This is a genomic window from Cupriavidus basilensis (assembly GCF_029335485.1).
Classification (GTDB): domain Bacteria; phylum Pseudomonadota; class Gammaproteobacteria; order Burkholderiales; family Burkholderiaceae; genus Cupriavidus; species Cupriavidus basilensis_E.
On record NZ_JARJLM010000331.1, the window covers coordinates 1 to 11911 of the forward strand.

Below are 11911 nucleotides of genomic sequence, written 5' to 3' on the forward strand. Positions count from 1 at the left end.
CTCGGGCTGGGCCGGCGCGCTGCGGTTGCCGCCGCGCACCATATCGAAACGGAACAGCCGGCACTCGATATTGCCGTTGTAGAGCGGCGTGCGGCGCGACTCCTTGAGCCGCAGCCGGCGCGGCAGCGACAGGTCGCCCGTGAAGATCCAGGCCTGCCAGCCCGCGAAATTCTGCTTGAGCGTGGTGGCAAAGGCGCCGGCGAACTGGTTGGCGGCCTCGTCGTCGATCTGGTCGACCAGCGCTTCGTCCAGCGGGCGGCGGCGCTCCCCCCGCACCGCGATCCGCTCGCCGTACGGCGGGTTCATCAGCAGGATGCCGGGCGCCGCGAAAGGCGGTTGCGCGAAGCGCGCGTCCACCTGCTTCAAGCGCGCCTCGCCGGGCAGGCCCGCGCGCTGCCAGTTGGCTTCCGTCATCGACAGCAGGTCGGTGGAGATATCGCTGCCGGCGATCTCCAGCGCTTCCGCTGCGACGCGTTTGCGGGCCGCCTCGGCATCGGCCTGCGCGCCCGCCTTCAAGGCTTGCCAGGCCTTGTTGTCGACGCCCTTGAGCCATTCGAAGGCGAAGCTGCGCTGGGCTCCCGGCGCCAGGCCGAGCGCCACCTGGGTGGCTTCCACCAGGAAGGTACCGCTGCCGCACATCGGATCGTAGAAAGGACGCTCGGTCTGGCCCGGCACCCAGCCGGCCAGCCGCAGGATGCCGGCGGCCAGGTTTTCCTTCAGCGGCGCCTCGCCCTTTTCCATGCGCCAGCCCCGCTTGAACAGCGGCTCGCCCGAGGTATCGAGGTATAGCGTGCAATCGTGCTCGGTCAGGTGGGCATAGATCCGCACATCCGGACTCACGGTATCCACGCTCGGGCGCTCGCCCGTACGCTCGCGCATGGCGTCGCAAACGCCGTCCTTGATGCGCAGCGCGATGAAGTTCAGGCTCTGCAGCGGCGAACGGTGCGAAGTCACGTCCACCCGCATCGTCTCGGCCGGTGAAAACCACTGGTCCCAGCGCTGGGCGCGCACCAGGTCGTAAATATCGTCTTCGCGCCGGTAGCCGCGGTTGGCCACCCGCATCAGCACCCGGCTGGCAATGCGCGAGTGCAGGTTGACGGCATAGGCCGCCGCCATTTCGCCCGAGAACGTGACGCCACCCGGCATTTCACGGTGGACCTGGATCGGCGCGATAGCGGCCAGTCCGGGCCGCGCCGCGATCTCGCGCAACTCTTCGGCGAGTGCGCTCTCGAGACCGCGCGGGCAAGGGGCAAAAAAGGCTTGGGACATGGCTTGGGAATTCCTGCAAACAAAAACGTCCGCCGTGGCGGACGGGGTCGGATAGCGCGCAGTGTACCGCGCCCGGGACTTCAGCCCGCCGCGAGTGCGCGGTCGAGGAAGTCGAGACGGTCCTGGCCCCAGAAGGGCTGGCCTTCATAAACGTACCACGGCGCGCCGAATACGCCGGCGGAGATCGCATCCTGGGTGTGCTGCGCATAGGCGGCCTGCACGGCCTGCGCCTCGCTGGCCTTGAGCAGCGCCGCGCCATCGAGCCCGATGCCGTCGACCAGCTGCGCCAGCGTGGCGGCATCGGCGATATTGCGCTGCTCGGCCCACAGGGCACGGCCGATGGTGCCGATCAGCTCCATCGCGCGGGCGGTGCCGTGCGCGAGCTGCGCGGCAATCACCAGCTTGCTGGCGGCATCGCCCGAGACCGGGAAGTAGGTCGGCTGCGGGTTGAGCGGCACGCCGAGGAACTCGCTCCAGCGGGCCAGTTCGACCAGCCGATAGGACTGGCGCTGCGGCGGGCGCTGCGCCAGCGGCAGTCCGCCCGAGACCGAAAACACGCGCCCGAGGTCGCAGGGCTTGAGATTGACCTGCACGCCATGCTTCGCGGCAAGCGCGGTGAAGCGGGCGTGGCCAAGGTAGACAAAAGGCGATTGCGGGGTGAAATAGTAGTCGACCTGCTTGCTCATCATGTCCTCTGGACTGGGGTGACGCGAGACAACGCGCGTGAAACGATGTGAATAACGAAGTGGAGACTAAAAACTGGAGACTGGCGACGATGCGGGAAAAGCCCGGGCTGCGCGGGGTGCTGGCCGGCCACCGTCAGAACGGCTTCACCACCACCAGGATCACTACCGCCAGCAATACCAGCACCGGCAGTTCGTTGAACCAGCGATAGAAGGTATGCGAGCGCGTATTGCCGCCACCCTCGAACTTCTTCAGCAGCACGCCGCAGCCGTGGTGGTAGCCGATCAGCACCAGCACCAGCGCCAGCTTGGCATGCATCCAGCCCTGCCCGGGGCCGCGCCCGATGCCGTAGCCGATATACAGCCACAGCCCGAACACCAGCGCGGGCACCGCCAGCATGGTCATGAAGCGATAGAGCTTGCGCGCCATCAACAACAGGCGCTGCATGCTGGCCGGCTCGCGCTCCATGGCGAGATTGACGAAGATGCGGGGCAGGTAGAACAGGCCGGCGAACCACGAGACGACGAAGACGATGTGCAGCGCTTTGACCCAGAGCATCTGGCTTCCATGAAGTTGTGTTCCCGCGGGAACGGTGGGGATGCAAAACGGCGTTCCCCGGCAAGCCGGGGCGGCCAGGGCGTGCAGCGACACCCCGCGCCTGCCGGCAGCCGGCGGGGGCCCAGGCGCCTGGCCGGCCCCGCCCTGCCTACCCGCTCAGGTACGGATCTCGCCGTGGCCGAACACCACGTACTTCAGCGAGGTCAGGCCTTCCAGCCCGACCGGGCCACGCGCGTGCAGCTTGTCGTTGGAGATGCCGATCTCGGCACCCAGGCCGTACTCGAAGCCATCGGCGAAGCGCGTCGAGGCATTGATCATCACGCTGGCCGAATCGACCTCGCGCAGGAAGCGCATGCCGGCGGTGTAGTTCTCGGTGATGATGGAATCGGTATGCGCCGAGCCATAGGTATTGATATGGGCAATGGCCTCGTCCAGCCCGGCCACGGTGCGGATCGCCAGCACCGGCGCCAGGTATTCCAGGCGCCAGTCTTCCTCGGTGGCGTCGACCAGGCCGGTGAAGCCGGCGGCTTCCAGCGTGGCGCGGGTGGCGGCGCACACGCGCAGCTCCACGCCCTTCTCCTGGTAGATGCGGCACAGCGGCGGCAGCGCCGCGGCGGCGACATCGCGCGAGACCAGCAGGGTCTCCATGGTGTTGCACGGGGCGTAGCGCTGGGTCTTGGCGTTGTCGCAGACGCGCACGGCCTTTTCCAGGTCCGCGTCGGCGTCGATATAGACGTGGCAGATGCCGTCCAGGTGCTTGATCATCGGCACCCGGGCTTCTTCCATCAGCCGGGCGATCAGGCTCTTGCCGCCGCGCGGCACGATCACGTCGACGTACTCGGTCATGGTGATGAGCCGGCCGACCGCGGCGCGGTCCGTGGTCGAGATCACCTGCACTGCCTCGGGCGGCAGGCCGGCGGCGGCCAGGCCCTCGGCGACCAGCGCAGCCAGCGCGGTGTTGGAATCGATGGCCTCGGAGCCGCCACGCAGGATGGTGGCATTGCCCGACTTCAGGCACAGCGCGGCCGCATCGATGGTCACGTTGGGACGCGACTCGTAGATGATGCCGATCACGCCCAGCGGCACGCGCATCTGGCCCACCTGGATGCCGGTGGGGCGGAATTTCATATTGCTGATCTCGCCGATCGGGTCCGCCAGCGCGGCGATCTGCTCCAGGCCCGCGGCCATGGTGTCGATGGCCTTGTCCGACAGCGTCAGGCGGTCGACGAAGGCGGCGTCCTGGCCATTGGCGCGGGCACGCTCGACATCGCCGGCATTGACGGCCTTCAGGTGTGCGGCGTCGCGCCGGATGGCAGCGGCGATGGTCAGCAGCGCGCGGTTCTTGTCGGCGGTGGAAGCGCGCGCCATGGCGCGCGAGGCGGCGCGGGCCTGCTGGCCGACGCGGTCCATATACTGCTTGAGATCGAGCTCGTTCATATTCCTGGCCAGGCGACCCGGCCCTCAATGCGTGATTTTTCTGTCGGCAACGGCTGGCAATGCAGGCAAGCGGCGATCCCTGGCGACCGGGCGTGCCGCAGCCTACCTGGCGATGGTCAGCGCCAGCTGCAGCAGGCCGTCCCAGGGTTCGGCCGGCATGCCCTCGGCGCGCAGCCCCTTGACCTGCCGGTCCAGCTTGGCGGCCATCGCCAGCGCGGTCTCCAGCTGCGCCAGCGAGAGGCGCTGCGCGGCCTGCGGCACCAGCTTTTCGCGAGGGCCCCAGATACGCAGCTCGCGCGTCAGCACGCCAATCGGCTTGCCCGCGGCCAACCCTTGCCGGACCTTGGATAATACGCGAATTTCCTCGGTCAGCGCCCACAGCACCAGCACCGTGGCCTCGCCCTCGCCGCGCAGGCCCTCCAGCATGCGCACCAGGCGCGGCACGTCGCCGCCAAGCATGGCCTCGGAGAGCTTGAAGACATCGTAGCGGGCCACGTTGAGCACCGCATCGTGCACTTGCTCGAAGGTCAGCGAGCCGGCGGGATAGAGCAGGCCCAGTTTCTGGATTTCCTGGTGGGCGGCCAGCAGGTTACCCTCGACCTTGTCGGCGATGAACTGCAGCGCCTTGCGCCCCGGTTCGCCGGACTCGACCCGCTGCTGCTGCAGCGCCAGCCGTTCGCCGACCCAGGCCGGCAGCCGGGTGCGGTCGATGGAATCGACCTTGATCGATACCCCGGCCGCTTCCAGTGCCTGGAACCAGGCCGATTTTGCCGTGGCGAAGTCCAGCCGCGGCAGCGTGATCAGCATCACCACATCCGGCGAAGGCTGGGCAGCCACCGCGCGCAGCGCCTCGCCACCGTCCTTGCCGGGCTTGCCGGAGGGAATGCGCAACTCGACGATCTTGCGGTCGCCGAACAGCGACATGGATTGCTGCGCCTGGACCACCTGCCCCCAGTTGAAGCCGCGCTCGGACGAAAGCACCTCGCGTTCCGTGAAGCCGGACTCGCGCGCTGTCTGGCGCAGGCGATCGACTGCCTCGAGCACCAGCAGGTGCTCGTCGCCATGCACCACGTAAAGTGGCGCCAGGCCGCGTCCCTTGGCCTGGCGCAGGTGGGCTTCGAGTCCGTCGAGCTTAAGCTGCATGCCTTGCGCCTGTTCCTTTGTCCTTGCCGTGCTGGGCTCCCGAGCCAGGCCTTGCGCCTGGCTCAGATCGCCTTGACCGCGGCCAGCCGGCGGATCAGCTGCTGCACGATATCGCGCTGCATATCCCGATAGAGCTGCTGCTCTTCGTAGTCCTTGGCCAGCGTATTGGCCTCGTTGTAGGTCAGGTCGCGCGTGAGGACCAGCTGCGAGGGCGCGATCAGTTCCTCGCCTGCGGCACTGCGCAGGCGGAACGTGAAGCGCTGCGTCAGGCGGTATTCGCGCACCACGCCGGTGGTGGTGATCGACAGCACCGTCTTGGTACGCGTGTCCTGCAGCACGTCGAGCAGGGCATCCGCGTCTTTCGCGTCGGCCACGACCTGGGTATCCGAGCCGTTGCGGATGGCGCGGCGCAGATCGGAGCCCATCAGCGTGTTGGCAGGAATGCTCATGTAAAGCTTCTTGAACGCGAAATCCGCGTTGCCACGCATGTGAAAGCCACAGCCGCCCAGCAGGCCGGCCACCAGCAGCGTAGCCAGGACCGCGCGGCGGCCCTGCAGCGGTCGATCCTGCTTCTGTCGATCCATATTCGGCAGCTCCCTAATTGGCTTGATCACGGACTTGGCCAGCGCTCGTCAGAGCACCACGTTGACCAGGCGGCCCGGGACCACCACGATCTTCTTCGGTGCGGCACCGGCGGCGAACTTGGCCACGGTCTCGCTGGCGACGGCCATGGCCTCGATGGCGGCGCGGTCGGCATCGGCCGGCACCGTGAGGCTGCCGCGCACTTTGCCGTTGACCTGCAGCACGAGTTCGAGTTCGCTTTGCACCAGCGCGGACTCGTCGACCTGCGGCCAGGGCGCATCGAGCAGATCGCCGAACTGCGCCGCATAGCCCAGTTCCTGCCACAGGCCGTGGGTGACGTGCGGCACCACCGGATACAGCACGCGCAACAGGATGCCCAGGCATTCGCGGCGCGCGGCCGGCGTGGCCTGCTTGGCATCTTCCAGCGCGTTGAGCATCTTCATGGTGGCGGATACCACCGTGTTGTACTGGATGCGCTGGTAATCGTAGTTGGCCTGCTTGAGCACGCCGTGGATCTCGCGGCGCAGCGCTGCGTCGGCATCGCCGGCCGGCGCGCCATTGCCGCCCGCCGCGATCGCCTCGGCATTGGCATAGCCGTAGTTCCACACGCGGCGCAGGAAGCGCGAGGCGCCCTCCACGCCCGAGCCGCTCCACTCGAGCTGCTGCTCGGGCGGCGCGGCGAACATGACGAACAGGCGCGCGGTGTCGGCGCCGTACTGGTCGATCAGCGCCTGCGGGTCGATGCCGTTGTTCTTGGACTTCGACATCTTTTCCACGCCGCCGATCACCACCGGCTGGCCGTCGGCCTTGAGCACGGCACCCAGCGGGCGGCCACGCTCATCGGTGCTGACGTCGACCTCGGCCGGGTTGTACCAGGTCTTCTTGCCGGCTGCGTCTTCGCGGTAGTAGGTGTCGTTGAGCACCATGCCCTGCGTGAGCAGGTTGGCGAACGGCTCGTTGAACGTGACCAGGCCCATGTCGCGCATGACCTTGGTCCAGAAGCGGGCGTACAGCAGGTGAAGAATCGCGTGCTCGATGCCGCCGATGTACTGGTCCATCGGCATCCAGTAGGCGTTGCGCGCGTCGACCATGGTGGCCGCGTCCGGGCAGGTATAGCGCATGTAATACCAGCACGAATCGATGAAGGTATCCATGGTGTCGGTCTCGCGGCGCGCCGGCTTGCCGCACGACGGGCAGGTGCACGCGAGGAAGCGCGGATCCTTGGCCAGCGGGTTGCCGGTGCCGTCCGGCACCAGGTCTTCCGGCAGCACCACCGGCAGGTCCTGCTCGGGCACCGGCACCACGCCGCAGTCCTCGCAATGGATCAGCGGGATCGGCGTGCCCCAGTAGCGCTGGCGCGAGATACCCCAGTCGCGCAGGCGCCAGGTGATCTTCTTCTCGCCCAGGCCCTTGGCGCCCAGATCCGCGGCGATGGCTTCCACCGCGGCCTGGTAGTCCAGGCCGTCGTACTTGCCGCTATGGATGCAGGTGCCGTGCTCCTTGTCGCCGTACCATTCCTGCCAGGCTTCGGTCGAGAACGGCTGGCTCTTTTTGGCGTCAACCATGTCGATGACCTGCTTGATCGGCAGGCCGTATTTGCCGGCAAAGGCGAAGTCGCGTTCGTCGTGCGCTGGCACGCCCATCACGGCGCCGTCGCCGTAGCTCATCAGCACGTAGTTGCCGACCCATACCTCGACCTGCTCGCCGGTGATCGGGTGCTCCACCTTCAGACCGGTGGGCATGCCCTTCTTTTCCATGGTGGCCATGTCGGCTTCCATCACCGAGCCGTGCTTGCACTCGTCGATGAAGGCGGCCAGTTCGGGATTGGCGGCGGCGGCATGGGCAGCCAGCGGATGCTCGGCGGCGACCGCGCAGAAGGTCACGCCCATGATGGTGTCGGCGCGCGTGGTGAACACGTACAGCTTGCCGTCGCCGATCGGCTTGCCGTCGTCGCCGGCGATGGCATGCGGGAAGGCGAAGCGCACGCCCACGCTCTTGCCGATCCAGTTCTGCTGCATGATCTTGACGCGCTCGGGCCAGCCCAGGCCATCGAGGTCGCCAAGCAGTTCCTCGGCGTAGTCGGTGATGCGCAGGTAATACATCGGGATCTCGCGCTTTTCGACCAGCGCGCCCGAGCGCCAGCCGCGCCCGTCGATGACCTGCTCGTTGGCCAGCACGGTCTGGTCGACCGGATCCCAGTTCACCGTACCGGTCTTGCGGTAGGCGATGCCCTTCTCCAGCATCTTGAGGAACAGCCACTGGTTCCAGCGGTAGTAGTCCGGGCTGCAGGTGGCAACCTCGCGCGACCAGTCGATGGCCAGGCCCATCGACTGCATCTGCCGCTTCATATAGGCGATGTTGTCGTAGGTCCAGGCCGCCGGCGCCACGCCGTTGTTGAGCGCGGCGTTTTCCGCCGGCATGCCGAACGCATCCCAGCCCATCGGCATCAGCACGTTGTGCCCGTTCATGCGCAGGTGGCGCGCCATCACATCGTTGATGGTGTAGTTGCGCACATGGCCCATATGCAGCTTGCCCGACGGGTAAGGCAGCATCGAGCAGGCATAGAACTTGGGCTTCTCGCTGCCGTCGGCCAGCTTCGCCTCTTCCGACACGCGGTAGGCATCGATGGCTTGCCAGTGTTGCTGGGCGGCTTGTTCAACGGCGGAGGGCAGATATTTGTCTTGCATGTTCAGGACAACGGCAACTGCGTTGACGGGCGGAAAGCGTGGAAAAGATAAGCGGCGGGCGGCCTTGCGGCGCCCGCCTGCGCTGGAATGGCGAAAGAGCCGATTATAACCGCCGGTGCCGGCGGCGCAGGACGTGCCGGGGAGCCTACTTCAGCCCCAGCACGTCCTGCATGTCGAACAGGCCCACGGGCTTGTCGGCCAGGAAGCGCGCCGCGCGCACCGCGCCGTCGGCGTACGACTGGCGGCTGGACGACTTGTGCGTGATTTCGATGCGCTCGCCGATGCCGGCGAACATCACGGTGTGGTCGCCCACGATATCGCCGCCACGAACGGCGGCAAAGCCGATCGAGTTGGGATCGCGCTCGCCGGTATGGCCTTCGCGGGAGAACACGCCGCAGGTCTTGAGATCGCGGCCAAGCGCCTTCGCCACCACCTCACCCATTGCCAGCGCGGTGCCGGACGGCGCATCCACCTTGTGACGGTGATGCGCCTCGATGACTTCGATGTCGTAGCCGGAGGACAGCAGCCTGGCGGCCGTTTCCAGCAGCTTGAACGTGGCGTTGACGCCAACGCTCATGTTGGCGGCAAACACCAGGCCAATCTGCTTTGCGGCCTCGGCCAGGGCGGCACGGCCGGCGTCGTCGAAGCCGGTGGTGCCGATCACCATCTTGACGCCAAGGCGCGTAGCCACCGCCAGGTGCGCCAGCGTGCCCTCGGGGCGGGTGAAATCGATCAGGCAGTCGGCACCGGCGAGACCCGCTTCGATGTCGGCGGTGATGGTCACGCCGGTGGTGCGGCCCAGCAGCAGCCCGGCATCCTGGCCCAGGGCCGGCAAGCCCGGGACATCCAGCGCGCCCGACAGGGTCACGCCGTCGGTGGCGAGGACGTGTTCGATCAGCATGCGGCCCATGCGGCCGGAGGCACCTGCGATGGCGATATTCATGGCTTGTCAGCAGTCAAAAAGGAAGCCGGCCGCAGCGCGGCCGGCATATCGGGAGAGACGGCTCAGTTGGCAGGACTGGCCGGAACACCGGAGGCGGCCGTCGCGGCGGCCTCCTGGACGGGCTTGCCTGCCTCCGGCGCGGTGGCGGCAGGCGCGGCAGCCTCGGCCGGGGCGGCGGCGGCATCCGAGGCGGGGGCCGCGGCAGGAGCCGACGCCGGGGCAACCGCCGCATCGCTGCGCGACTTGATCCCCACGTGCTGGCCCGCCTGCATGGCCTTCATGCCATCGATCTCGGCGATCAGTTCGTATTCCGAGGGCAATTCGTCGCCGCCGAACTTGACCAGCTTGTCGCCATCGAAGAAGACCGTGTAGCGGCGCTGTTGCACCACCGGGGTATTGCCGCGGCGGAACGAGAACACATAGTCCCAGCGATTGCCGTGGAACACATCCGTCAGCAACGGCGTGCCGAGCAGGAACTTGACCTGCTCGCGCGTCATGCCTTCGCGCAATTGGGACGCGGCCTCGCGCGAGACAAAGTTGCCTTGCACGATATTGATACGGTACGGGGTGATCGCATTGGCGATCGTGCGCGACGTACTGTCATAAGTGGAGCATGCTGCCGTCAGCAGGGTGGCAGCAGCCAGCACAGTGGTAACCAGCGTCGGACGCATGGCGGACGAACGAAATGAACGCATGTATCTCGCTTCTAGAAGGGAGAGGAAAGTGCCGATTGCGGCATTCGTGGCGTTCGCCACGAGACGGCTGCAGCGATGCATCACCGCAAGAGCAGCCTAGGGCAGGTGGCCGTGCCCCGGGCAACCCACCGGGGCGACTTTTGCCGCCAAAACCCTTATGATTCAATTATCCAGACATTGTACTCTAGGGAGTCACGCCCATGCCGAGTCCGGCGGACCTCAAAAATATCGGTCTTAAAGCGACCGTACCGCGTCTGAAGATCCTCGAGATCTTCCAGACCAGCGAGCAGCGCCACTTGAGCGCGGAAGACGTTTACCGCATCCTGCTCAATGAGCAAATGGACATCGGCCTTGCCACCGTCTACCGCGTACTGACCCAGTTCGAGCAAGCCGGACTGCTGTCGCGCAATAACTTCGAATCCGGCAAAGCCATCTTCGAACTGAACGAAGGCAAGCACCACGACCACCTGGTCTGCATCGACTGCGGCCGCGTTGAGGAATTCTACGACTCCGAAATCGAGCGCCGCCAGCAAAGCATCGCCAGCGAACGTGGTTTCGCGCTGCAGGAACATGCGCTGTCGCTGTACGGCAACTGCATCAAGACCGACTGCGCTTTCCGTCCGAAGCGTTAGCCCCGGCAGGCGCCACGGGCGCTCCCGATCACCGGCAGCACATGAAAAAACCGGCGCGGGACGCCGGTTTTCTTATTTCAGGCCGATCCTACGATTCCTGCTGATCAGGCTCGGCAACGAGATGCAGGCCCCGCGCCGCGACCTGCCCGCCGGTGAACTCGACCACGACCTGGCGAAACAGGCCACGCGCCCACACCAGCATCGGATGGGTGTTGCGGCTGCGGTGCCAGAACATGTTCAGCCCCAGCGTCGTATTGATCTCGGCCGGCAAGGGGAAGGCCTTGAGCCCGTAGGTTTCGCAGGCCATGTCCTTGGTCAGCGCATTGACTGTGAAAATCAGGTCGGTCTGCGCGGCCAGCTCGGATTGCGCGCGCCAGGAATGCACCGTCAGCGTGGCATTGCGCTTGAGACCGCGCTGCTGCAAGGCATAGTCGAGCGGGATCAGCGAGGGGGCCGGACGGCCGCTGCCTCCCGAATGCGCCATGAAGATATGACCGCAATCGAGATACTGCTCGAGCGTGCAGGTGCCCCTGAGCACGGGATGGTTCTTGCGCGCGCAGACCCAGAGGTTGAGCGAGGTCACCATCTCCTCGACGATCTCCGGATGGCGGGTCGGGAACGGCGAGAACGCCAGGTCCAGCTCGTTGCCCCGCATGGCGGCGACATCCGACTCCCACGAGTGGGATTCGACCAGCTTGATATGTAATTCCGGCGCCAGTTGCTTGATACGCAGGATGAAGCGATTGAACACCGTATCGCCCAGTTCGGCGGCAAAACCGATATTCAGTGTGCCGGAAGCGACCGCGGGATCGAAATTGTCGGCATCGCCCTCGTTGATCGAAGACCACAGGTCAAGCATGTCGCGAATCTTCGGCCCCAGTTCCAGGGCCCGCGGCGTCGGCGTCAGGCCGTGCGGCACGCGGATGAAGAGCGGATCGTCGAAGATCTCGCGCAGGCGACCCAGCGAATGCGAGACCGCCGGCGCGGTCATATGCATCTTTTCCGCGACATAGGTCGCGTTTCGCTTGCTGAGCAGCTCGGTGAAAATCACGAGTAGCTTGGTATCCACATTCACCATGATCTCACCCAGGTTGGATTGGAGATTGCGAATGACTGGATCGTCACTTGCATTGGCCGCACATCAGTATTTTCTAGCACTGTAGCAGTGTAAGAGCAAAGTCGGAGACCGAATAGGGATTCTGCACCCCACCAAGGGGCCGGCGGTTGCGCCAGCGCAAGGATGGTGGCTCTTGGGCGCCATAGGCGGCCAGTTACCCGAGA

The 11911-nt window shown here is 66.1% G+C and carries 11 protein-coding genes; 1 reads left to right on the forward strand and 10 read right to left on the reverse strand.

The features are described from left to right. The 9 genes from P3W85_RS19660 to P3W85_RS19700 all read right to left on the reverse strand — a co-directional run. On the reverse strand, positions 1 to 1269 hold a 1269-nt coding region (locus P3W85_RS19660), incomplete at its 3' end, for a THUMP domain-containing class I SAM-dependent RNA methyltransferase (RefSeq protein ID WP_276266037.1). 80 nt (positions 1270 to 1349) lie between these two features. After that, positions 1350 to 1955, reverse strand: coding sequence for a 2-hydroxychromene-2-carboxylate isomerase (locus P3W85_RS19665; RefSeq protein WP_017228132.1), 606 nt, complete (start codon positions 1953 to 1955; stop codon positions 1350 to 1352). Between the two features lie 133 nt (positions 1956 to 2088). Beyond that, a complete protein-coding gene (locus P3W85_RS19670; protein ID WP_276266038.1) occupies positions 2089 to 2511 on the reverse strand; it encodes a CopD family protein in 423 nt (140 codons plus the stop codon). Between the two features lie 156 nt (positions 2512 to 2667). After that, positions 2668 to 3948 carry a glutamate-5-semialdehyde dehydrogenase gene (locus P3W85_RS19675; protein WP_276266039.1) on the reverse strand — a complete coding sequence of 427 codons (1281 nt, stop codon included), beginning with the start codon at positions 3946 to 3948 and terminating at the stop codon, positions 2668 to 2670. Positions 3949 to 4050: 102 nt separating this feature from the next. Beyond that, a complete protein-coding gene (holA, locus tag P3W85_RS19680; protein ID WP_017228129.1) occupies positions 4051 to 5091 on the reverse strand; it encodes a DNA polymerase III subunit delta in 1041 nt (346 codons plus the stop codon). Between the two features lie 62 nt (positions 5092 to 5153). Continuing rightward, entirely contained in the window at positions 5154 to 5675 is a 522-nt protein-coding gene (gene lptE / locus P3W85_RS19685; RefSeq protein ID WP_017228128.1) for an LPS assembly lipoprotein LptE, read from the reverse strand. Between the two features lie 48 nt (positions 5676 to 5723). Next, positions 5724 to 8360 (reverse strand): leucine--tRNA ligase, encoded by a 2637-nt coding sequence (gene leuS, locus P3W85_RS19690; RefSeq protein ID WP_276266040.1) that lies wholly within the window; start codon positions 8358 to 8360, stop codon positions 5724 to 5726. Positions 8361 to 8505: 145 nt separating this feature from the next. Next, complete coding sequence (dapB, locus tag P3W85_RS19695; protein WP_276266041.1) at positions 8506 to 9303, reverse strand: 4-hydroxy-tetrahydrodipicolinate reductase; 798 nt, start codon at positions 9301 to 9303, stop codon at positions 8506 to 8508. Positions 9304 to 9365: 62 nt separating this feature from the next. Continuing rightward, positions 9366 to 9998 carry an outer membrane protein assembly factor BamE gene (locus P3W85_RS19700; protein WP_276266042.1) on the reverse strand — a complete coding sequence of 211 codons (633 nt, stop codon included), beginning with the start codon at positions 9996 to 9998 and terminating at the stop codon, positions 9366 to 9368. A 200-nt stretch (positions 9999 to 10198) separates the two neighbouring features. Here P3W85_RS19700 and fur point away from each other — a divergent pair, with 200 nt between their 5' ends. Continuing rightward, positions 10199 to 10630 (forward strand): ferric iron uptake transcriptional regulator, encoded by a 432-nt coding sequence (gene fur, locus P3W85_RS19705; protein ID WP_017225105.1) that lies wholly within the window; start codon positions 10199 to 10201, stop codon positions 10628 to 10630. An 88-nt stretch (positions 10631 to 10718) separates the two neighbouring features. Here fur and P3W85_RS19710 read toward each other — a convergent pair whose 3' ends face one another. Further along, complete coding sequence (locus P3W85_RS19710) at positions 10719 to 11708, reverse strand: LysR family transcriptional regulator (protein ID WP_276266043.1); 990 nt, start codon at positions 11706 to 11708, stop codon at positions 10719 to 10721. Between the last annotated feature and the right edge of the window lie 203 nt (positions 11709 to 11911).

Coding starts and splice junctions, on each gene's coding strand:
- P3W85_RS19670 (WP_276266038.1), bottom strand. CDS start 2,511: ATGCTCTGGGTCAAAGCGCTGCACATCGTCTTCGTCGTCTCGTGGTTC.
- P3W85_RS19665 (WP_017228132.1), bottom strand. CDS start 1,955: ATGAGCAAGCAGGTCGACTACTATTTCACCCCGCAATCGCCTTTTGTC.
- P3W85_RS19700 (WP_276266042.1), bottom strand. CDS start 9,998: ATGCGTTCATTTCGTTCGTCCGCCATGCGTCCGACGCTGGTTACCACT.
- fur (WP_017225105.1), top strand. CDS start 10,199: ATGCCGAGTCCGGCGGACCTCAAAAATATCGGTCTTAAAGCGACCGTA.
- leuS (WP_276266040.1), bottom strand. CDS start 8,360: ATGCAAGACAAATATCTGCCCTCCGCCGTTGAACAAGCCGCCCAGCAA.
- holA (WP_017228129.1), bottom strand. CDS start 5,091: ATGCAGCTTAAGCTCGACGGACTCGAAGCCCACCTGCGCCAGGCCAAG.
- dapB (WP_276266041.1), bottom strand. CDS start 9,303: ATGAATATCGCCATCGCAGGTGCCTCCGGCCGCATGGGCCGCATGCTG.
- P3W85_RS19710 (WP_276266043.1), bottom strand. CDS start 11,708: ATGGTGAATGTGGATACCAAGCTACTCGTGATTTTCACCGAGCTGCTC.
- lptE (WP_017228128.1), bottom strand. CDS start 5,675: ATGGATCGACAGAAGCAGGATCGACCGCTGCAGGGCCGCCGCGCGGTC.
- P3W85_RS19675 (WP_276266039.1), bottom strand. CDS start 3,948: ATGAACGAGCTCGATCTCAAGCAGTATATGGACCGCGTCGGCCAGCAG.